Origin of the sequence: Mycobacterium paraffinicum (genome assembly GCF_001907675.1) — a bacterium.
In the GTDB taxonomy this organism is placed as follows: domain Bacteria; phylum Actinomycetota; class Actinomycetes; order Mycobacteriales; family Mycobacteriaceae; genus Mycobacterium; species Mycobacterium paraffinicum_A.
Genome location: NZ_MPNT01000001.1, coordinates 429608 through 451519, shown reverse-complemented (window position 1 = coordinate 451519; position 21912 = coordinate 429608). Strand labels below are relative to the sequence as shown.

The 21912-nt window shown below is 67.1% G+C and carries 19 protein-coding genes; 9 read left to right on the top strand and 10 right to left on the bottom strand.

The window, feature by feature from the left end:
• Positions 1–14: 14 nt before the first annotated feature.
• Genes BRW65_RS02090 through BRW65_RS02080 form a run of 3 tightly spaced genes read left to right on the top strand, consistent with a single transcriptional unit; the run spans position 15 to position 2931 of the window.
• The gene (locus BRW65_RS02090) at positions 15–923 is read left to right on the top strand and encodes a metal-dependent hydrolase (protein ID WP_073870680.1); all 909 of its coding nucleotides are present in this window, start codon (positions 15–17) and stop codon (positions 921–923) included.
• Between the two features lie 19 nt (positions 924–942).
• Positions 943–1845, top strand: coding sequence for an alpha/beta fold hydrolase (locus BRW65_RS02085; protein ID WP_073870677.1), 903 nt, complete (start codon positions 943–945; stop codon positions 1843–1845).
• Positions 1846–1848: 3 nt separating this feature from the next.
• Positions 1849–2931, top strand: a complete 1083-nt coding sequence (locus BRW65_RS02080; RefSeq protein ID WP_073870674.1) for a PDR/VanB family oxidoreductase — start codon at positions 1849–1851, stop codon at positions 2929–2931.
• Positions 2932–2954: 23 nt separating this feature from the next.
• On the opposite strand, the gene BRW65_RS02075 is transcribed toward BRW65_RS02080, so the two are convergent.
• Positions 2955–3935 (bottom strand): cation diffusion facilitator family transporter, encoded by a 981-nt coding sequence (locus tag BRW65_RS02075; RefSeq protein ID WP_073870671.1) that lies wholly within the window; start codon positions 3933–3935, stop codon positions 2955–2957.
• Positions 3936–4452: 517 nt separating this feature from the next.
• On the opposite strand from BRW65_RS02075, the gene BRW65_RS02070 reads away from it, so the two are divergent.
• Positions 4453–5499: a DUF4878 domain-containing protein gene (locus BRW65_RS02070; protein ID WP_073870668.1), complete on the top strand. Its 1047-nt coding sequence runs from the start codon at positions 4453–4455 to the stop codon at positions 5497–5499.
• A 493-nt stretch (positions 5500–5992) separates the two neighbouring features.
• Here the strand turns inward: BRW65_RS02070 and BRW65_RS02065 are convergent, their stop codons facing one another.
• The 6 genes from BRW65_RS02065 to BRW65_RS02040 all read right to left on the bottom strand — a co-directional run bounded on the left by BRW65_RS02065 (position 5993) and on the right by BRW65_RS02040 (position 13041).
• Entirely contained in the window at positions 5993–7678 is a 1686-nt protein-coding gene (locus BRW65_RS02065) for an ABC transporter family substrate-binding protein (RefSeq protein ID WP_073870998.1), read from the bottom strand.
• Positions 7679–7952: 274 nt separating this feature from the next.
• Complete coding sequence (locus BRW65_RS02060; RefSeq protein ID WP_244167957.1) at positions 7953–8684, bottom strand: DUF5134 domain-containing protein; 732 nt, start codon at positions 8682–8684, stop codon at positions 7953–7955.
• 344 nt (positions 8685–9028) lie between these two features.
• Positions 9029–9319 carry a metal-sensitive transcriptional regulator gene (locus BRW65_RS02055; protein WP_073870994.1) on the bottom strand — a complete coding sequence of 97 codons (291 nt, stop codon included), beginning with the start codon at positions 9317–9319 and terminating at the stop codon, positions 9029–9031.
• A gap of 196 nt (positions 9320–9515) precedes the next feature.
• Entirely contained in the window at positions 9516–10037 is a 522-nt protein-coding gene (locus tag BRW65_RS02050; protein WP_073870665.1) for a pyridoxamine 5'-phosphate oxidase family protein, read from the bottom strand.
• 73 nt (positions 10038–10110) lie between these two features.
• Positions 10111–12678: a heavy metal translocating P-type ATPase gene (locus tag BRW65_RS02045; RefSeq protein WP_073870662.1), complete on the bottom strand. Its 2568-nt coding sequence runs from the start codon at positions 12676–12678 to the stop codon at positions 10111–10113.
• A 27-nt stretch (positions 12679–12705) separates the two neighbouring features.
• Positions 12706–13041 (bottom strand): hypothetical protein, encoded by a 336-nt coding sequence (locus BRW65_RS02040; protein WP_073870659.1) that lies wholly within the window; start codon positions 13039–13041, stop codon positions 12706–12708.
• Positions 13042–13278: 237 nt separating this feature from the next.
• Here BRW65_RS02040 and BRW65_RS02035 point away from each other — a divergent pair, with 237 nt between their 5' ends.
• Positions 13279–13551 carry an SHOCT domain-containing protein gene (locus BRW65_RS02035; protein ID WP_073870657.1) on the top strand — a complete coding sequence of 91 codons (273 nt, stop codon included), beginning with the start codon at positions 13279–13281 and terminating at the stop codon, positions 13549–13551.
• A 134-nt stretch (positions 13552–13685) separates the two neighbouring features.
• On the top strand, positions 13686–14603 hold the full coding sequence (locus BRW65_RS02030) for an alpha/beta hydrolase (RefSeq protein ID WP_073870656.1): 918 nt from the start codon (positions 13686–13688) through the stop codon (positions 14601–14603).
• 6 nt (positions 14604–14609) lie between these two features.
• On the opposite strand, the gene BRW65_RS02025 is transcribed toward BRW65_RS02030, so the two are convergent.
• From BRW65_RS02025 to BRW65_RS02015, 3 genes are all read right to left on the bottom strand, one after another.
• Positions 14610–15959: a hypothetical protein gene (locus tag BRW65_RS02025; protein ID WP_073870655.1), complete on the bottom strand. Its 1350-nt coding sequence runs from the start codon at positions 15957–15959 to the stop codon at positions 14610–14612.
• A 218-nt stretch (positions 15960–16177) separates the two neighbouring features.
• Positions 16178–17371 carry an MFS transporter gene (locus BRW65_RS02020; protein WP_084187663.1) on the bottom strand — a complete coding sequence of 398 codons (1194 nt, stop codon included), beginning with the start codon at positions 17369–17371 and terminating at the stop codon, positions 16178–16180.
• A complete protein-coding gene (locus BRW65_RS02015) occupies positions 17358–18251 on the bottom strand; it encodes an NYN domain-containing protein (protein WP_073870653.1) in 894 nt (297 codons plus the stop codon). Before BRW65_RS02015 ends, BRW65_RS02020 begins: the two co-directional genes overlap by 14 nt.
• A gap of 110 nt (positions 18252–18361) precedes the next feature.
• Between BRW65_RS02015 and BRW65_RS02010 the strand changes: the two genes are divergently transcribed.
• The 3 genes from BRW65_RS02010 (at position 18362) to BRW65_RS02000 (ending at position 21904) form a co-directional block, all read left to right on the top strand.
• Positions 18362–19234 carry an alpha/beta fold hydrolase gene (locus tag BRW65_RS02010; protein WP_073870650.1) on the top strand — a complete coding sequence of 291 codons (873 nt, stop codon included), beginning with the start codon at positions 18362–18364 and terminating at the stop codon, positions 19232–19234.
• Between the two features lie 61 nt (positions 19235–19295).
• Positions 19296–20660: a cytochrome P450 gene (locus BRW65_RS02005; RefSeq protein WP_073870647.1), complete on the top strand. Its 1365-nt coding sequence runs from the start codon at positions 19296–19298 to the stop codon at positions 20658–20660.
• A gap of 218 nt (positions 20661–20878) precedes the next feature.
• Positions 20879–21904, top strand: coding sequence for an AurF N-oxygenase family protein (locus BRW65_RS02000; protein ID WP_073870645.1), 1026 nt, complete (start codon positions 20879–20881; stop codon positions 21902–21904).
• Positions 21905–21912: the final 8 nt, after the last annotated feature.

Sequence of the window (21912 nt, the reverse complement as noted above, 5' to 3'; positions counted from 1 at the left end):
CAAGGGGGTCCACCATGTTCACCGTCGACGACCAGGCGACGGGCCCGCATGACGCCTCGCTCGACCACGAGCGGATCGTCCTGCAGGCGCGCGACGTCGAGTTCGACTGGGCGACGCTGCCGTTCTACTACGTGCCCAACGAGCCCTTCACCACCCACTTCTGCAACGTGCTGCACCTGCTGCTGCCCGCCGGCGAGGAGTTCATCGTCGACGCGTTCAAGAACGCGTTGCCGCTGATCAAGGACGACCAGCTGCGGCTGGACGTGCAAGGCTTCATCAGCCAGGAAGCCATGCACTCCCAGGCGCATTCGGGGGTGTTGGACCACTTCGCGGCCAAGGGCGTCGACGTCACGCCGTTCACCGACCAGATGGCCTGGCTGTTCGGCAAGTTGATCGGGGATCGGCCCGGGTGGGGCTCGCGGCGTCGACAGAGCTGGCTGCTCGAGCGGGTGTCGATGGTGGCGGCCCTCGAGCACTACACCGCCATCCTGGGCGAGTGGATCCTGGACAACCCGCAGCACGACGCGTTCGGCACCGACCCGGTGATGCTCGACCTGCTGCGCTGGCACGGGGCGGAAGAGGTCGAACACAAGGCGGTCGCGTTCGACACGATGAAGCACCTGCGCGGCGGCTACTGGCGCCAGGTCCGCACCCAGCTGTTGGTGACGCCGGCGTTGTTGTGGCTGTTCATCCGGGGCGTGCGGTTCATGTATTCGGTCGACCCGTACCTGCCGCCGGGCACCAAACCGCGCTGGCGTGACTACTTCGGCGCGGCGCGGCGGGGCCTGGTGCCCGGGCCTTTCCAGTTCCTGCGGGTCATCGGCGCCTACTACACACCGAGCTTCCACCCGTCCAAGCTCGGCGGGGTGGGCCGCGCGGTCGACTACCTGGCCCGCTCGCCCGCGGCCCGCGCGGCGCACTGAGCGTCAGGAACACGCACCAATGACTCAGTCCCGCACCGTAATTGCGTCCGACGGCGTGTCGCTGGCCGTGCACGCCCACTCGCAGATCGACCCCGGGCGCCCGACGGTCCTGGCGATCCACGGCTACCCCGACAACCACCACGTGTGGGACGGGGTCGCCGACGCGCTCGGTGGTCGCTACAACTTCGTGGCCTTTGACGTCCGGGGCTCCGGCGATTCATCGAAGCCGGCCGGGCGCGCGGCATACCGCCTGCCGCAACTCATTTCGGACATCGACGCGGTGATCGACAGCCTCGGGGTCGACGAGGTCCACCTGATCGCCCACGACTGGGGTTCCATCCAGGCCTGGGCGGCGGTCACCGACGAGTCGGTGATGGGCAAGGTCGCTTCGTTCACGTCGATCTCCGGCCCGCACCTGAACTACGCCGGCAAGTTCCTGCGGTCCGCCCGCTCGCCCCGCGGCGTGTTCGACGTCCTCAAGCAGGCGGTCGCCTCCACCTACATCTGGTTCTTCCTGTGCCCGGGCCTGCCGGAGTTGGCGATCTGGTCCCGGGCGACCGTGGCCGTCTTCGCGGGGGTCGAACTGATCGGCCGGCCGCGCCGGACCGGTCGGCGGCGCGCGGCGACCACCCGGTCGACCCGCGACTACGTCAACGGGCTCAACCTGTATCGCGCGAACATGCCCGGGCCGTTCCTGGCGCCCGGGAAGGAGCTGCCGCAGACCAAGGTCCCCGTGCAGGTGCTCGTGGCGCGCTGGGACTATTTCGTCTCGCCGCCCCTGCAGCGGTTCACCGGTTCGATACCGCCTCACGGCAGGGTCGTCGAGATCGAAGGTGGCCACTGGGTGGTGTCCTCCCATCCCGAGGTGATCGCCCGGATCACCAGCGAATGGGTTACTCAGACGACCGTTGGGCAGGCATAGGAAATGGTTGTGGCGCAGACGATTTGGGGCAGCAGACCCGCCGACTTGTACGGTCGCCGCAAGCGCGACCGCCTCTACACGGCGTTGTGGGGGGTGGGCACCCTGTTCGGGGGTTTGGCATCGGCGTCGCGCTGGGACCCCTCGCGGGTGGTGCCGGTGCGGCGCACCACCACCGCCGTGGTCACCAAGCGCGAACTGCTCACGCCCGACGTGGTCGCGCTGACGATCGCCGACCCGCAGGGCGGGTTGCTGCCGTCGTGGACCCCCGGCGCGCACATCGACATTCGGCTGGCTTCGGGTCGCCGCCGCCAGTACTCACTGTGCGGTCCGCCCGGGCGGCGCACCGACTACCGCGTCGCGGTGCGCCGGATCGCCGACGGCGGCGGCGGCTCGATCGAAATGCACGACACCTTCGACGTCGGCGACACGATCGAATTCGAAGGCCCCCGCAACGCGTTCTATCTGGTGACCGACGAGCGCGAGGTGCTGTTCGTGATCGGCGGCATCGGCGTGACACCGATCCTGCCGATGATCCGGCTCGCACAGCAGCGCGGAATCGATTGGCGAGCCGTGTATGCCGGCCGCAGCCGGGACTTCATGCCGCTGCTCGACGAGGTGTTGGCGGTGGCGCCCGAGCGGGTCACCGTGTGGGCCGACGACGAGCGCGGCCGCTTCGCCACCGCCGACGAACTGCTCGCCGATGCCGGCCCGACGACGGCCGTCTACGTGTGCGGCCCCACCGCCATGCTGGAATCGGTGCGCACGGTGCGTGACCAACACGCCGACGCGCCACTGCATTACGAACGCTTCGGGCCGCCGCCCGTCGTGGACGGCGTCCCGTTCGAGCTGGAGCTCGCCCGGTCGCGGCGCGTGCTCAGCGTGCCGGCCAACCGCTCGGCGCTCGACGTCATGCTCGACGGAGACCCGACGACGGCCTACTCGTGCCAGCAAGGGTTCTGCGGCACCTGCAGGGTGAAAGTGCTTGCGGGAGAGGTTGATCGCCGCGGCCGCACCGCGGAGGGCGACGGCGAGATGTTGGTCTGCGTCTCGCGGGCCCACGGCGATCGCCTAGTGATCGACGCCTAGAGTCCCGGCGGGCTCACCCGCCCCTAATCGTCGTGGTGCGCGGGGTAAGCGTGGACGAGGGCGCCGTCGAGCCGCGGCACGGCGTGGGTCAGTTGGTGCTCGGCGTCATGGGCGATGCGGTGCGCATCCTGAAGGCTGATGCCGGGATCGACGTCCAGTTCGGCGTCGGCGTACAGGCGATGCCCGATCCAGCGCATCCGGATGCTGCGCACGCGGCGAACACCCGGCCGGGCGGCCAGCGCCGCCTCCGCCGTGTCGACCAACTCGGGATCCACCGCGTCCATGAGCCGGCGAAAGATGTCGCGCACGGCACCGCGCAGCACCGCCAGGATCGCCACCGTGATGATCAGGCCGACGATCGGGTCGGCCAACGGGTAACCCAGCGCGACGCCCGCCGCTCCGAAAAGCACGGCCAGCGAGGTGAATCCGTCGGTGCGCGCGTGCACGCCGTCGGCGACCAGGGCCGCCGAGCCGATCCGGCGGCCGGTGCGGATCCGGTAGACGGCGACGACCTCGTTGCCCACGAAGCCGATGAGTCCAGCGGCGGCGACCCAACCGACGTGCCCGATGGCGACGGGGTGAATCAGCCGCAGGACGGCCTCGAAGCCGGCGACGATCGCCGACAGCGTGATCATGCCGATCACGAACAAGCCGGCGATGTCCTCGGCGCGGCCGTAGCCGTAGGTGTAGCGGCGGGTCGCCGCGCGGCGGCCCAACGAGAACGCGATCCACAGCGGGACGGCGGTCAGCGCGTCCGAGAAGTTGTGAATGGTGTCGGCCACCAGCGCGATCGATCCGGACAGCACGGCGATCACCACCTGCACGGCCGCGGTCGCGCCCAGTCCGACGAGGCTGATCTTGACCGCCCGGATGCCGATCGCGCTGGATTCCAGTGCGGTGTCGACATTGTCGGCGGCGTCGTGGCTATGCGGGCGCAGTTGGCCCACGAGGCCGCGAATGCCGTGGGCGTGCACGTGGTCGTGATGCGCGCTTCCCGCGCTCATCTCGGCGCTGCCCGCTTACCTGCATGCATACGCAGATAATAAGGCACTGAGAGGGATCCCGCGAGTCCTATCCGGCTACGCCCCGATCTCGGCGCCGCTGCCGGCGGGGTTCTCGGCGTTGATTCGCGTGTGGGCGATCACCTCGCCCCGGCGGCTAGCAGTTGAGGTGAGCGATGCAACCCGAGGGCGGACCACCGCCGGGAGCGTCGTTACTGTTCGAAGGCTGGGGCGTGGGCGTCACGCTCGAGGAAGGTGTCGTCGTAGACGTGCCGCTTATCGACCTGGCAGTGCCTCCGCATCCGACTGCCAACGTGAGTATCGCGGCGCCGAACAGTGCAATGACCGTTGTGGCTCGAGGCTTCATGAACTCCTCCGTTCTTGATCGCGATATGCGAACGCCATCGTCATGCCTTGCTACCCCTAGGGGGTAGGGCCATTGGTCACATGCGTGCAGGTGAGACATGATGTCGGAAACATGATCGATAGGATGCTGTGCTGAGCCAATTGGAGGTCGCGGATGACCGATTGGTACAAAGAGCGCTTCGAGGGTTTGGATCCCAGGTCCGATCGGTACGCGTCGACAGGTGTGGGGCCGCGCACGAGTCGGAAGCGGCTGATTCTCGCCCTGGCCGCTGCGGCAACACTGCTGGCCGTCCTCGCCGTCGCAGTTATCGTGACGGTTAGCCGGGGTCGGGAGGATGCCGGAAGGTCGGCCGGCGACGCCGTCAAGCGCTACCTAGAGGCGCTCGCCCGCGGAGACGCTGCGACGGCGCTGTCTTACGGCATCGATCAGCCGGCCACCAAGGAGTTCCTAGCCGCTGCGACGCTCAACACCCAAGTCGCGCACTGGCCTATTCGACACATCCAAATCATGCACGACAATTCGTCCGAGCCCGGCACGGCGCTGAGCATGGCACATGTGCACGCCGTCGCTTCGTTCGGTGACCAGACCTCCGATGCGGTTCTGAATGTGAGGATGGATCACAACCATTGGAAGCTCCCGGCGGCGGCGATCAAGTTCTTCCCGGGGTTCGGTGCATCCATGGGTAATGCGGCCGCGAAAACCATCACGCTGTTTGGCAGGCCGATCGGCGACGCGACGGTTTACGTGTTTCCGGGGTGGATCGATATCGGCACCGTGAACCCGTATGTGTCGGTGACGGTCCCACCACTTCTACTCGATCAACTCACGATGGCGGCGCCTTATTGGGTGTACCCGACCTTCGCGCTGGCGGATAGGGGACGCGACGCGGTGAGCGCGCAACTGGCCGTGGCGATGGGCAGCTGCCAAGAGTCCAGTCTGCTGGCGCCCCCTGGCTGCCCGGTACGCGTGGACTCGTACGGAATGGCTGAAGGGACGGCCGTGTGGGGGACCGCCGACCTGAGCGCGATCCGGTTGGACAGGTTCGATCCCTACCACCTGACCCAGGCGTTCTCGGGCCAGGTCCGAGTGCCAGTCACCGTCAAGACTCCTGACGGAGTGACGAGACAGGAAGATGTCACCGAATTCTTGTCGGGTAGCGCCGATTTGGCCACGACCCCGCCCCAGCTCACGTTCCACTAGACGGCCGAGCCGACCGTTCGCCGCGGCCGTCGAACCCCGGATCACCAAGCCGCGCTTGATGATCAGTCGACACGGTCAGCTTTAGCAGTTCGCGTGAAGGATACAACCGTTGCTGCCGCCGGGGACGTAGCCATCCGTGGGCGGTGCGGGAGTTCCGGCCGCGGTGGGAGGTGCAGGCGTGGGGGCCACGCTGGAGGTGGGCGTCGCGATTGATTTGGGGGCGGATGCGTCGGTCAGCAAGACGCCACCGCCGATCCCGGCCGCGAGAGCGACCATGACTGCACCACCGGCCAGGGCGATCTTGGGCTTGGCTTGAGATGGCATCGGACTCTCCATTCGTTATTGCTTGGTCCTGTGGCTTCATCGTCACCGCCTATACCCCCCAGGGGTAGGGACTTTAGACCCTTTCTGCTTATGGCAATCCGGCCCATGGTGGCCACCATTTGACAACGCTTCGTGTCAATTGCCCGCGGCTCGTACGGGGAGCTTCGGATCAGCCGCGCATGAACCCGATCGTGGTGTAATCCAAGTCCGCTATGCCAGGTGCTCCGAAGTTGGCGACGGTGCTGCGGACCGCGACAACGCCTGCCGATTGGGTCAGCGGCAGGCTGAATCCCTCGGCCCAGATGAGCTTGTCGACCTCGTTGGCCAGTGCGCGCGCCTTGCGCGGATCGAGCTCTTCGATAGTCGCTTCGATCTTGGCATCGATGTCGCGAGTGCCGATCTTCCCGAAGTTGTTCTGTCCGCCCGAGGCGTAAATCGTGGTGAGCGGTGCGAGCGGAAAGGCGTCACCCACCCAGCCGAACTCGGCGATATCGAAAGCCCCGACGTTGACGTAGTTGCTGAAGAAGTCGCTGCCGGCCTTGGGGTGCAGGTCGAGTCTGACGCCGATCTGGGCGAGGCCGTGTTGCGCGATCAAAGCGGCCTGCCGGCTGCTCGGTTCGTCATAGAACAAATCGACGATGACGAGCTGGTGACCATCCTTTTCGCGGACAGGCCCGTGGAGTTTCCAACCCAGAGTGTCGAGTTCTCGTTTCGCGGTTTCCGGAGCGTAGGGAACGATGGCGCCGTGGTCTTGGTAGCCGTCCTGCCCGGCGACATAGATGTGGTTGTTCAATGGGGTCGGGTCGTCCGTCAGTCCGTGCTCGATCACCTTCGCGATGGTTCGCCGATCGATGCCCTTGGCGACGGCTAGGCGCAGCGCCGGGTCGGCCAGGACCGACCCAGGGGCACCGTTGAAGGTGAAGTGATACCAATTGGGCGCCGGGGCCCGCCGAATCGAAATGCCCGGGGTGCGACGCGCGATCGTCAATTGGTCGAGTGTCCCCACGATGGTCGCGTCGATCGTGTTGTTCTGCAGCGCCGGCGCTCTGGCGGTTTGATCGAGCACCAGATAAGAGATGCTGTCGAGGAGCGCGGGCTTGCCCCACCATTTCGGGTTGCGGGTCAACACGATCCGCTCCTTGGCCGGATCCAATACGGAGACGATGAACGGGCCGGCCGAAGGGCCGGGCCGCTCGAGTTGACCCGTATTGAAAGCCTCGGGCGTCGCGGTCATGCTGGCGGGCATTAGCAAGCTGTTCCCGGAGAACATGCCACGCCACTCGGCATACGGCCTGGCGAAGGTGATGATCGCCTGCCGGTCGTCGACACCCCGCGTCACCGACGCGACGCGGTCCGCGCCGTTGGGTCCAGCGATCGCGAAGGTGGGGTCGGCGCCGCTGAGGGCATGAACCTGGCTGGCGATATCCTGCCAGGTGATCGGTTTACCGTCGGACCACACCGCTTTGGGATTAATGGTGTACCTGACGACTTGTGGTGCGGTACCGGCGAGTTCGATACTGCTGAAGTAGTCGGTGTTGATGGTCGTCGAGCCGTCCGGGCCGACTCTGAACGCTCGTGGCATCGTCGGGTTCATCACCGCCGCGGCATCGGGGTCGCTGCCATCGATATTCAACGTGTTGAAGTTGGACGGGAACTCGGCCAGCGGCAGCCGCAGATCGCCGCCGCTGCGCAGCGTGGCGGGATCTTGCGGATTGATATCGCGGGTGGTGCCGACCTCGGACTTCCCGCCGGCGGAGGGCATCGTTTCGGCGCCCGTCGAACAGCCGGCGTTCGTCCACGCGACGGTGAGCAGTGCGGCCGTGACCGTCACGAGGCGCGAGATCAAGCGGGTCATCCCCGCGCCGCCAGCCTCAGCGCCGGGCCAGCCACGATCGGATCCCGGTACGGTGTCGCGGCCGGCCGCCGCGGTTTCGTCATGGTGTCGCGGATCGCCGACAACCTCCTCACTGCCACACCGCTCGACGTTCGGCCGCGGCCGAACACAACGGAGATACGACAGCTTGATCCCGTCGTGAAAATCGCGCAAGCGCGGGCGGTAATCCAGAGGTGGTCCCCTCCACCCGCCTGTTCAACCCGATACGGCGAACGTTCGGAAATCGGCAGTGCGGCTACAGCAGTGTGCCGAACATCAAGGCCGTGCCGGCTGCTGCGCATGCCTGATAGAGGGGTTCGAAGTGCGCGAGCCGCCCGGTGCGGGGCACCGCGTTGAGTTTGCGCCTGGCCACGTAACGGCATACCCAATACAGCGTCACGATCGCGAAGCCGAGAGCCGCGATCACGTTCACGGTGGCGATCCACTCGGCCGGGGGTTCCGCCGGAGGCATTTCGTGGGCCGGCATGGCGTCCGCGGGCATATCCATGGCGGCCGCGGGGGGCTCGGCATGATCGGACGAGTGACCGAGCCGAATTGGCAGTCCGCCGTTCATCGCCACGAACATCCACGCCATCGCCACCATCATCACGGCGTAGTAGCCGTTGGTCAGCCGATCACCGCCGGGACTCGACCTCTGGCCTGCCAGACCCGCAAACCAAGCGCCTGCCAGCAGGAAGAAGATGACAAAACCACTGGTGGGCAGGTTCATGGCGACGCCCCATGCCATCAAGATCATGGCAACCGACATCGCGAGATGTAGTAGGTGATTGACGGTGCTCGTCCAGCGGCCGCGTTGCGCGACAAGGATATACACGTACGTGGCGATGCCGGCTCCGAAGAGTGTGCTCAGAATCCATCGCTGAGCGTCGCCCATCAACATCGAAGACATCGCGCCGATGGTACGCGCTGCATGGCGGCGGGCGGGCGGCGTGACTGTATCGATTCGACACACAAATGTGCGGTGCATCCGCGCTCGGTTAGGCCCCGCGAAACGCTCACAATTCCGCCTCTCGGTTCGTCGGCTGCCTCGAACGCCACGGTGGCTCACGCAAACAGTCCAGGCCTCGACGCGGGTCGAGGCCTGGACTGAAGGTGATCAATCGTTGCAGGTGCAGCCGGGGTGACCGCAGGCGCAGCCGGCGGCTTGGGTGCAAGCAGTGGCGCTGCAGGTGCATCCGGTGGATTTGCAATTACAGGTGTGGGTATCGTTCATGGCTAGAACGATACCCCGGTAGGGTACCTAGCTGTCAAGCGTTTCGGAGTGCCTGTCGCCCATCGGTCCGGGTGCGGGCGTCCGCCGGATGCAGGCGATCAGGAGCGAACAAGTCGTGCGATCGCCGCGGAGGCCTCGGCGAGCTTCACGTCGGCCTCGCTCCCTCCTTGAGTGAGTGCTTGGCTAACGCAGTGTTCGAGGTGATCGTCGAGCAGGTTCAACGCCACCGATCGCAAAGCGCTACTGGCCGCGCTGATTTGGGTGAGGATGTCGATGCAGTACTTGTCTTCGTCGATCATCTTCGCGATGCCCCGAATCTGGCCCTCGATTCGGCGCAGTCGCTGAGCGTAGCGGTCCTTGTTCGCTACGTATCCGTACCCGGTTTCCATCTGAACTCCCTGCGCTTGGTCGTCGAGGCTCACTCGGCGTTGCTGACGGGACGAGTTTGGTCGACCGCCGAAGATATCGTCAACGACCAGTTTACCCGGTGGGGGTACGCGGGGCGATTTGCTGAACACCGGCTCACGGGGCACACTCCGACGGCCGGACCGGCATTCGATCGCCGGGCGGTGTGGCCCCTATTCGTCAAGCGCTGTCGCCCCCCAGTCGGACGGTGTCCGCCCCGCCCGCCATATGCCGCCGGAGGTTCCAGACGCTGTGTCCGACACCGTAGCTTCGGACCACCGGATCCAGGGTGATCTTCAGAAAACACACCCGCGTTTCGCCTGCACGCCGGGATTCCTCGTAAGCACCCAGAATCTGCCGGCCCATCCAGAAACCGCGGAAGACGTTGGTCCCCTGCACGTCGCTCCAGTCGAGGACTTCAGCGCGACCGTGCAGCTGGATCGTCGCCGGCGGAACGAATCGAAGCACCCGCCGTTGCAGCGGCACCACCAATGAGACCTCGGGGTTGTCGGCGATGTTGCGCGCCTTCCTGAGATGACGCCTCGTCATGACGTACAACATGAGCGCGTCTTCGCGTGCCCAGGCGCCGTAACTGACCCCCGCCGAGTCGGGCCGTCCGTTCTGGTCGACGGTGCACAGGATCGCGAAATGTTGGGTCGATAGCTCTCGCACCACGCGCTCGAATGTCAGGGCCCGGCTCATGAACTTCCGGGCTCATTCGTTGCGTCCGGTGAATTGAATGCTGCGCCCACCGCGATGGGCATCGGGCCGATCGTCACTTCACCCGAACGTGGCTCGGTCGCTGTGAGGTCGTAAGGTTCGCAACGGTTTCAACTCGAGGCTCGGTCGCGGGTGCTTCCGCCCGCGGTAGCGGGTCGGGGCGGTAGCGGCGCAGGCGGTTGGCGTTGCCGACGACCGATAGCGACGACAGGGCCATCGCAGCGGCGGCGATCATGGGTGAGAGCCTCAGTCCCAGTACCGGATACAAGACGCCCGCGGCGAGCGGGATGCCGACGGCGTTGTAGATCAGGGCAAAGAACAGGTTCTGTCGAATGTTGCGCATGGTGGCACGCGATAGTCGAATCGCCGTCACCACGCCCGCCAGTGAGCCCGAAATCAGTGTGATGTCCGCGGCTTCGATCGCCACGTCGGTACCGGTGCCGATGGCCAGTCCGACATCGGCCTGGGCCAGGGCTGGCGCGTCGTTGATGCCGTCACCGACCATGCCGACCCGGCGTCCCTCGGCTTGCAGGCGGCGGATCTCCCCGGCCTTATGCTCGGGCAGGACCTCGGCCAGCACCCGCTCGACCCCAACTTGGCGGGCGATAGCGGCGGCGGTCCGGGCGTTGTCCCCGGTGATCATGACGACCTGCAGGCCAAGCTTGCGCAGGGCGGCGATCGCCGAGACGGAGCCGTCCTTGACGGTGTCGGCCACGGCGATGACCCCGGCCGGGTGCATGTCGACGGCGGCGAGGATCGGGGTTTTCCCCTCGGCCGCCAGTTCTGCGCTGATGTGCTCGAGTTCGGTTGTCGCGATGCCATTTTCGGCCAGCAAAGTTGCGGTGCCGACGAGCACGCTCAGTCCCGCGACGGTGGCCCGGACCCCTTTGCCGGTGATCGAGGCGAATGCCGAGACCGGCGGAAGGTCGAGGCCCCGTTCGCGGGCGCCGGCTACCACGGCGCCGGCGATCGGGTGTTCGCTCTGGGATTCGGCGGCGGCAACCAGCATGAGCAGCTCGTTCGGGGCGACCGCGCCCGTCACACGGACATCGGTGAGGGCCGGTTTGCCCGCGGTGATGGTCCCGGTCTTGTCCAGCACGATGGTGTCGAGCTTGTGCGCGGTCTCGAGAGCCTCGGCCGAGCGGATCAGAATTCCCGCCCTGGCCCCCTTGCCGGTGCCGACCATGATCGACAGCGGCGTCGCCAGGCCCAGCGCGCAGGGGCAGGCGATGATCAGCACCGCCACCGCCGATACCAACGCCTGCGTCAGCGTGGGTGCCGGGCCGGCGACGAACCAGATCGCGAAAGTGGCGATGGCAGTGGCGATCACGACCGGGACGAAATACGCCGAGATCGCGTCGGCCAGCCGCTGGATCGGGGCCCGCGACGCCTGCGCCTGCTGCACCATCCGGATGATCTGGGCCAGCATGGTATCCGCGCCGACCTTGGCTGCACGCACACGCAACGACCCGGTGGTGTTGATCGTCGCGCCGATGACGGTGTCGCCGGTGCGCTTGGTGGCCGGCATCGACTCGCCGGTCACCATCGACTCGTCCACGGCGGACTGCCCGGACAGCACGGTGGCGTCGACCGGGATTTTCTCGCCGGGCCGGATGAGGATCTCGTCGCCGACGATGACCTGGGCTATGGGAATCTCGGTTTCGGCGCCGTCGCGCAGCACACGGGCGGTTCGGGCTTGCAGGCCCAGGAGGGCGCGGATGGCTTCGCCGGTGCCTGCCTTGGCGCGGGCTTCCAGCAGCCGGCCCAGCATGATCAGGGTCAGGATCACTCCGACGGCTTCGAAATACACGTCGCGCACCTCGGCCGGCAGGACACCGGAGGCGAGGGTGACGAGCAGGCTGTAGCCGTAGGCCGCCAGCGTGCCCAGGGTGATGAGGCTGTTCATGTCGGCGCTGCGATGCGCCAGCGCCAGCCAACCGGTGCGATGGATCGGCCATCCGACGTAAAACATCACCGGCGTGATCAATGCCAGCTGGACCCAGTGGTTGAGCAACAGCATGGGCACCCACCGGGCGCCCAGGGGCTGCGCCATCACCGCATACAGCACCGGGATGGTCAGTACGGCGCCGATCGCGACCCGGCGAGTCAGGTCGGCGATCTCGGCGCGTCGTTCTTCGGTTTGCGCGGCTTGCAGCTCCGCGGCGGCGGGCTCATCCGTGGCGCCTGATGCGCCGTAACCGGAAGGCTCGCTGGGACTTTCGGCCTCGGGCGATTCAGTCTCCGTGCCGTTGGGAGTGACTACCAGCGTGCCAGAGATCATGTTCATGCTGCAGGTGAAGCCGAACGACCCCGCCCGCTGCGGGGTGAATCGGACGGTGGTGCGCTGATGCGCCGGTAGCGCCGCGGAGAGTCGCAGGTCGGGGAAGACCACCCGCGAGCTGCAATCACCGGTTTCTTGCCGGTCGAATTCGATCTCGACCGGAATGCCCTGGCGCACCTGAACAACATTGGGACTGTAGCCCCCACGGACAGTGACCTCGATCCGCTGCACCCCGTCGTCAACGGCGGCGGCATGCGCGCGGCGCGGCGCGAAGAAATACCACGCCAGTCCGGCGATCGCCAGGACCGCACCCACCAGGATGCCAACATCAGCACCGGACAATGTGCACTCCTCGACAGCAGGGACGAATTAGGCGTTGCGTTGCGGGCGGCGCTCCGAGTTGAACTGCCGAGCCAGCTCATTCATGCGGATCCGGTAGGTCTCGGCGTCGATCTGCCCGGACAGCCGCTGTCGCGCGACGACGGCCTCGGCGATGAGCGCCTGACAGCGCCAAAGGCTCGCGCCCATGGTGGACGGCAACGGGTCGGGCGCCCGCTCGGTGGGCGGTGATGTCGTCGCGCTCCGGCGTGCTCGGTGAACGCGCATCAATCCCGCGGCCGTGGTCGCGAGCAACGTGAGCAGTAGCGCCACGCCAATGAGGAACGCGGCCCAATGGCCGCTTGCAATCTGACCGGATACCGCCATCCCGCTCACCCCTTCCACCGCGAGGTTCGTGCGATCGGTCCAGCATCAGCTCAATATACCCCCAGGGGGTAGGGACTTGCGTCACTTCTCTTGGGGAAATAGGTCTCTAGCCGACGGGCAAGCGAGGCAGCAGGATCAGGGGACGAAGGGCTTGACACTCGTCCCGGCGCCGCCGGAGCCACGCCGCGAACGAGCCGAGTGAATACTTCTCAAGCTGTCCGATGGGAGGCGATCGCGATGATGGTGTGGTACGGCCACAACATGGGTTGGTGGGGGTGGGCTGGAATGGGGATCGGCATGCTGTTGTTCTGGGCGCTGATCATCGCGGGCATCGTTGCCCTGATCAACTACATCAACGGAGATCGCCAGGATCGACAGATCCCGCCATACACGTCCCCGACCACCTCCCCCGAGGATATGCTCGCCGCGCGGTTTGCCCGCGGCGAGATCAACGAAACCGAATATCGGGACAGGCTGGCCGTACTGCGCGAACATGCGCGCCCGGCCTGAACGGTGTAATCGGCATCCGCTTGCCCGTTCAGGTAGGGGCCAAGTCGCCGAAGACTGGCCCTCTTGGTTCTGGTGACGCGGCGCGCCGCGGGGCAGATTGAGGCCAAGCTTCACCGACTCAGAGCGGAACCGGCGTGTCAGTCCTTCAGCAAGTGTTTTTCGAGTCCGGCGGGGTGCGGTGCGCGGCCGATCTCTACCGGCCCCCGAACGCGGGCAAGGGGCTTGCCTGCGTGGTGATGGGACACGGCGGCAGCGCCACCAAGCGCCTTGGCCTGCCCGCGTATGCGGAGAAATTCACGACGGCGGGCCTGGCGGTGTTGGCATTCGACTATCGGCATTTCGGCGCGAGCGGTGGCGAACCGCGGCAAGTGATCGACGTCGCCGAACAACAAGACGACTACCGGGCGGCGGTGCGCTACGTGCGCGGTCGTGACGACGTCGACCCACATCGGATCGCGTTGTGGGGGACGTCGCTCAGCGGCGGCCACGTGCTGGCGGTCGCCGCCACGGATCCCGATATCGCCGCGGTCGTGTCGCAGGTACCGCTCATCGACGGCTGGCACCGCGGCCGCGGACTACGCGAGCGTCTCAGTTGGGATGTGGCGTGGCGGACGCTGCAATTCGCTGTCGCCGCGGTGCGCGATGTGGTTGGCGCGAAGTTGGGTCAGCCGCCGTATCTGGTTCCGGTGGTGGGTGGTTCCGGCGGGGCCGCGGTATTCACTGAGCCCGAGGCGAAATCCGCGTTCGAGGCGCTGGGCGGTGAAGCCGTCGGCTGGCGCAATTCGCTGGCTCCTCGCATGTTGTTCGCATTGCCGCGCTACCGCGAAGGCACCGCGGAGAAGCTGCACATGCCGGTCCTGGTGTGCGTGGGGGACCACGACCTGCAGGCGTCGCCCAGGTTCGCGGTGCGGATCGCCTCGCTGATGAATGACGTTGAACTGCACCGCTATCCGGTCGGGCACTTCGACGTCTACACGGGAAGGCTGTTCGACGAGATCAGCTCTGTGCAGGCCGAATTTCTGCACCGCCATTTGGTATCGACGACCGGCTGACGGTGTTCAGGACCAGGGGCCGGGGAAGTGGCCGTCCTGGTCTTGCACCATCACGATGTCCTTGCAATCGCCGTTCAGGGCGACGGCATTCTCACCGCGGCATATCAGCGTCCAGCCCGCGATCCGCGCGAAGGGGCGGACCGACCAGGTGGTCGCGATCGGTTCGGTGGCGGGCAGGGCGAGGACGGCGAACGTGTTGCCGACGTTGGTGATGTAGAGGTGGTCTTCGAAGAACGCCAACTTGGCGATCGACATCTTCTTCGCGTCGTCGCGCGTCTTCAGCAAATCCCACTGCTGGCTGCGCAGGTTCCATACCCCGAAGCCGAACGGCGAACTATCCGAATCATGGCCGTCGACAAACAGTTTCCCGTCTGACAACGTCGCGGACAGCCCGCCGCCGGGAATGCGGTCGGAGTCGCCGACCTTGATGACGGCCTTCGCGTTCAGGTCGTAGAACATCGTCGAGAGCACCGGCGGGTTGTAGGAATCCCAATGCGTGATCTTCACCAATTTGTCCGGGCCATCTGACAATTCGGCGTCCACGCTGCGGATGTCGTTGTCCTGATAGATGGCTTCGCCGCTGGGCCGGCGCAGCTCGGCGCCCGAGGTTTTGGCGGGGTCGGTGTTGCGTTGGAACGCCAGGACGTCCTGCCAGGCGCGCCCCGACTGCGGATCGTTCCACGGCATCGACAGGTCGGTGCCGGACAGGATGACGGTCCGCGGCGGCGAATTGGGGGCGTGCCCGTCGGTGAAGGCGTTGATCCAGGCCACGCCCGACGCGGTGGAGGACAGCGACCAGTCCTTCGACGCGGTCAGTTTGAGGTCCGGTGTCGGCGGCTGCAGCTCCTTCGTCGCCAGCGGTTGGCCCGCCTTGAAGTCATAGGCGTACGCGGTCGCCTTGGTGACCGCGGGTTGTTGGGCCTGGGCGGGTTTGACGGTCGTGACGATGTAGACCACTCGCATGTCCTCCGCCGTGCCCGTGAGCGCGCAGATGGCGCCGGTCAGGTTCTCGCCGGCGGGGACGACCGGGAGGGGCGGCGCGACGTATTGCCCGGTCTTTGGATCGAATATTTTGGGGCGGATGTCGTCGAGTGCGGATTTGCTGTCGGAGAATTTCTCCGGGCAACCGAAGTACGCCGTTCCGCCGTAGCTTTTCCAATCCTTCTCCAGCGGACCGGTGATCGGCGCCGGTGCGGCGACCGCGCTGGGGGCGGTTTTCGACGAAGAAGTCGAGGTGGTGGGCGTCGCCGCGGGTGGGGACGCGGTTTCCGAACACGACACGAGGGTCAGGCAGGCGACCAGCGCGGCGAGGGCAAGCCCACATTTGGGCACAGTTTGCCCCCTAAACGCACGCATCAAAAACCCCCGTTAAGTTCGTGTAACCAGTGAGCGTAAAGCGGTCCGGGACCAACCGCGACTCGGGTCAGGCCGTCTTCGTCACACCACGCCCGCCGAACGGCTATCGGCCCAACTCGATGGCCGGGCTCTTCGGACCGCTCGGGCTCGCCTGACCTCGCGATATCGCGTGCCCGGCGCCGCCATGGGCCATACGTTGGGGCCAATGTGTGTGTGGCCTATTCGCCTCTTAGCGCACCGACCAGCCGGCCGCCGATCAGCAGGACCGCGAATACACCGCCGGTGACGCCCGAAATGAGCAGTGGCAGTCGGCCGTTCGAACCCCACAGCGCGCCGGCCCACAGCCCGGCCACCAGGACCGCCAGGCCGACGCCGCCCTGGAACACGCCCTGCGCGCTGGCCTGGTGCCCTGGATCGACCAGCCCCGAAATCCACGCCTTCCCGACGCCGTCGGTGCACCCGGTGAACATCCCATAGGCGCCGATCAGCAGCCAGGCCGTCACGGCGTCGGTGGTCAGCCCCAATCCGATGTAGCCGATCGCGAAGAAGGCCAGCCCGACGCCGAACAGCGCCGGCCTGCCGATGCGGTCGGCGAGCGCCCCGGCCGGGTAGCTGGCCAGCGCATACACCGCGTTGTAGCCGACGTAGGCCAGGATCACCGCGACCACCGAGAAGCCAATCTCGTTGAGCCGCAGCAACAACAGGGCGTCGGGGAAGTTGACCGCGCTGAAGGCCACCAGGACTGCGGTCACCCGCCAGTACGGTCGCGGCAACGAGCGCACACCCGCCCACATCGACTGTCGCCGCTCCCGCGGGCCGCGGCGTCCGCGCTCACGCACGCCGAACACCAGCGCCACGGACAGGACGGCGGGCACGATGGCGACATACAGCAACGGCGCGATCCGGTGATCCAACAGCTCGTACCCCACCAGCCCGAGCAGCGGACCGACGACGGCCCCGAAGGTGTCCATCGCGCGGTGGAAGCCGAAAACCCTCCCGCGCAGGGCGTCGTCGACGTCATCGACCAGCAGCGCGTCCCGTGGGGCGCCGCGAATGCCCTTGCCGAGCCGGTCGACGACGCGACCCGCCAGCACGCCCGGCCACGCCCCGGCCGCCGCGATGATGACCTTGCCGAGCGCGGCCATGCCGTAGCCGGTGGCGATCAACGGGCGCCGGGCGAACCTGTCACCGAGCGGGCCCGCGGCGAGCTTGGTCAGCGAGGCCGCGCCCTCGGCCGCGCCCTCGACCGCCCCGACCACCGACGGCGGCGCGCCCAGGACGGCCGTCAGGTAGATCGGCAACAGCGGATACAACAGCTCGCTGGCGGCGTCCTGCAGGAACGAAACCCCGGAGAGCACCCGAACGTTGCGGGTCAGCCAGGGGGGCCCGGCGGCGATTTCACTCTTGCGCACGCAACCGCACCATGCGCGTCGTCGACGTCTCGTCCAACTCGACGACATCGGACCGCGATCGCAGGAAATCGCTGAACGACCGGAACCCCAAGGCCCGTTCGCTGAACGACGGATCCATCCGTTTCATCTGGGCCTTCACCGCGGAGTTGTGCAGCCAGTCGACGTCGTCCTTTTCCAGGCCGATCTGCAGCGCGCGCGTCAGCAGCGCCGTGGCCGCGGCCTGGGGGTCGGGCGGCTCGGGCTCCTCGGGCGGGGCCTCCTTGGCGCGCCCGGAGCGTCGTTTCGCCGGCTTGGCCTCGGCGTCCACGGCTGCGGGTGCCGGTTCGAGGGCAGGCACGCCAGGCAGCGAGTCGTAGATGACGAACTCGTCGCAGGCCGCCGCCAGCGCCCGGCTCGACGCGCCCGCGACCCCGATGCCCACCACGTAGCGGCCGAGTCTCTTGCAACGCTGGGCCAGCGGGATGTAATCGGAATCACCGGCCACGATCACCACGTGGGTGAGGTCGGGCAGCCGGAACATGTCCTCGACCGCGTCGACGGCCAGCCGGATGTCGGCGCCGTTTTTGCCGTAGGCCGCCGCGGGAAACAACTGCACCAGGTCGACCGCGCGGGCCACCAGCTGCCCGCGGTATCCCGTGTTGATATCGGCCGACCAGTCCGCGTAGGCGCGGGTGAGCACCAGGGTTCCGAACGACGACGCGAAGTCGAGGATGGCGCCGACGTCCACGGTGGCCCGCCCCAGCCGCTCGCCGTACTGCTCGAGCCCCTTGGCTTTGTCCCGCTGGAACGAGTTACGGCCGTGCACCTGGTCATATCGGGAGATCACGATGTTGTCGAAATCGAGGTAGACGGCCACGCGGGCCGCAACCGGTTCGGTCATGCACTAGATCATCGCTGAGGCCTCCAGCACTGCGGGGACCGGAAGCGTTTTCGGTCACGATTTGCCCCGGGCGGCTCCCTAAGCGGGCTCAGAGCGGGTACACACAGGCAATGAGCCAGTTGAAGTTTTTGGAGTTGCACGGCGACCGGGTCGCCTACCGCGACGAGGGTGACGGCGAGGTGCTCCTGCTCATCCACGGCATGGCGGGCAGCTCGGAGACGTGGCGGTCGATCATTCCGCCGCTGGCCAAGAAGTTCCGGGTCATCGCCCCGGACCTGCTCGGCCACGGCGAATCGGCGAAGCCCCGCACGGACTATTCGCTTGGTGCGTTCGCGGTCTGGCTGCGCGATCTGCTCGACGAGCTGGGCGTCAGCCAGGCCACCCTGGTCGGTCAATCGCTCGGCGGCGGGGTCGCGATGCAGTTCGTCTATCAGCACCCCGACTACGCCAAGCGGTTGATCCTGATCAGCAGCGGCGGCCTGGGCCCCGACGTCGGCTGGGTGCTGCGGCTGCTGTCGGCGCCCGGGGCGGAGCTGGTGTTGCCGATCATCGCGCCCAAGCCGGTGCTGTCGGTCGGTAACCGCCTGAGGTCGTGGCTGAGGAGCGCCGGCATCCAGTCGCCCCGCGGGACCGAGATGTGGAGCGCCTACTCGTCGCTGTCCGACGCCGAGACTCGGCAGTCGTTCCTGCGGACGTTGCGGTCGGTGGTGGACTATCGCGGCCAGGCGGTCAGCGCGCTGAGCAGGCTGCGGCTGCGGGAGGACCTGCCGGTCATGGCGATCTGGGGCGAGCGGGACGGCATCATCCCCGTCGACCACGCGTATGCGGCGCACGAGGCCCGCACCGACGCCCGGCTCGAGATCCTGCCCGACGTGGGCCACTTCGCACAGGTCGAGGCGCCGAACCAGGTGGTGGAGCTGATCGAGGACTTCATCGCGAGCGGCGACCGCGACGAGACGGACAGCACCCAGCTGCGCATGTGAGCCGGAAGGGGCGGCAAAAGAACTCCCCGTCCTCGCGCCCGCCGGTCGTAAAATTGCGGCGATGCGCAAAGCCGCGCGTTCCGCGCTCCCGCCGGGGCCCCGGCTGCCCCGGGTTCTACAGGCCGCGTTGATGTTGCACCGCGGGTCGCACTTCGTTGCCGCCTGCAGGCGTCGTTATGGGAGCGTGTTCACGCTGCGCGTCGCGGGGATGGGCACGCTGGTGTACTTGGCGGACCCGGCCGACATCAAGACGGTGTTCGCAGGCGACCCGCGCGTTTTCCATGCCGGGGAAGCGAATTCGATACTCAGCGGGTTGCTGGGCGAGAGCTCGCTGCTGGTGATCGACGAGGATGTCCACCGGGACCGGCGCCGGCTGATGCTGCCGCCCTTCCATCGTGACGCCGTCGCCCGCCAAGCCGGGCTGATGGCCGAGATCGCCGCCGCCAAGATCGCCGAGTGGCCGGTGGCGCAGAGCGTCGCGGCCGCGCCCAAGATGTCGGAGATCACCCTGGAAGTGATTCTGCGGACGGTCATCGGCGCCACGGACCCGGCCCGGCTCGCCGCCCTGCGCGCGATCATGCCTCGGCTGCTGACCGTGGGTCCCTGGGCGACGCTGGCGCTGGCGAGGCCGCAACTGCAGCGTCACCTGCCGTGGCGGGCGCTGCGCCGGCGAATGGCGGAGGCGGACCGCCTGCTCGACGCCGAGATCGCCGAGCGCCGCGCGGACCCCGACCTGGCCGAGCGCACCGACGTGCTGGCCATGCTGGTCCGCGCCGAGGGGGGCGGGCACCCGATGTCCGACCACGAGCTGCGGGATCAGTTGATGACGCTCCTGGTGGCCGGGCACGACACCACCGCGAACGGGTTGTCCTGGGCGCTCGAGCGATTGACCCGCCATCCGCCGGTGCTGGCCAAGGCCGTGGCCGCCGCCGAGGCCAGCGCCGCGGGCGATCCGGCCGGCGACGAGTATCTCGACGCGCTGGTGAAGGAGACGCTGCGGATCCGCCCGGTGGTCTTCGACGTGGGGCGCGTGCTCACCGAACCGGCCGACGTGGCCGGCTACCGGCTGCCGGCCGGGGTCATGGTGGCGCCCGGAATCGGGCTGGTGCACACCAGCGCCGCGGTATACCCGGACCCGCAGCGGTTCGACCCGGACCGCATGCTTGGCGCCACTCTCAGCCCGACGACCTGGTTCCCGTTCGGCGGCGGCAACCGCCGCTGCCTGGGCGCCGGCTTCGCCTCTGTCGAGATGCGCGTGGTGCTGCGCGAGATCCTGCGCCGGGTCGAGCTGTGCACGACTACCGCGGCCGGTGAACGCCAGAGGCTGAAATTCGTTGTGCTGGTACCACATCGCGGCGCCCGCATCCGTATCAAGGCGATCAAAGACGTCCCCTCGACAGCGCCCGCCGCCACCGAGCGGACGTGACCGGCCACGCAGCGGTCCGGGTGCCAATACCTGCAGCCGGGGCAAAATGCCTGGCCGCGCGACGCGCGGTGGTTCGCGCGGTGTGAGGTACGACACAGGTAGACCGTGACCACTGGTCAGGCCACAGACGCCGAAAGGGGTCTAGAAGATATCCGGTACCTGCGGTACTGTCTGGACACAGCACGTCCAAATGTAAACCTCGCTGGGGAGGCTTGGATATGGCCAGGACACGCATGGTTCGGCGTTGGCGCCGCAATATGGAAGTGCGCGACGACACCGAATACGTCAACACGCTTGCCACCCTGTCCGAGGGGTCGGTGCGGCGGAACTTCAATCCGTATACCGACATCGATTGGGACTCACCGGAATTCGCCGTCACGGAGAATGACCCTCGGTGGATACTGCCGGCGACGGACCCGTTGGGGCGCCACCCCTGGTACCAAGCGCAGTCCGACGAGCGCAAGATCAAGATCGGCATGTGGCGCCAGGCCAACGTCGCCAAGGTCGGGCTGCACTTTGAGTCGATCCTGATCCGCGGCCTGATGAACTACACGTTCTGGGTGCCGAACGGCTCCCCGGAATACCGGTACTGCTTGCACGAATCGGTCGAAGAGTGCAACCACACCATGATGTTCCAGGAGATGGTCAACCGCGTCGGCGCCGACGTCCCGGGCATGCCCCGGTCGCTCAAATGGCTCTCGCCGCTGGTTCCGCTGGTCGCCGGTCCGCTGCCGGTGGCTTTCTTCATCGGCGTGCTCGCCGGTGAGGAGCCGATCGACCACACGCAGAAAAACGTTCTGCGCGAGGGTAAGTCACTGCACCCGATCATGGAGCGAGTGATGGCCATTCACGTGGCCGAGGAGGCGCGGCACATCTCCTTCGCCCACGAGTTCCTGCGCAAGCGGGTGCCGCAATTGACGCGCCGGCAGCGATTCTGGACGGCGCTGTACCTGCCGCTGACGATGAAGGTGCTGTGCCGTGCGATCGTGGTGCCCCCCAAGGCATTCTGGCAGGAGTTCGACATTCCGCGCGAGGTGAAGCGCGAGCTGTTCTTCCGTTCGCCGGAATCGCGTAAATGGCTGAGCGACATGTTCGGTGACGTCCGGATGCTGGCCCACGACACCGGGCTGATGGAGACGCGGTCGGCGCGGCTCATGTGGCGGCTCTGCAAGATCGACGGCAAGCCGTCGCGTTACCGCAGCGAGCCGCAGCGTCAGCACTTGGCCGCGGCGCCGGCGGCGTAGGACCGCGC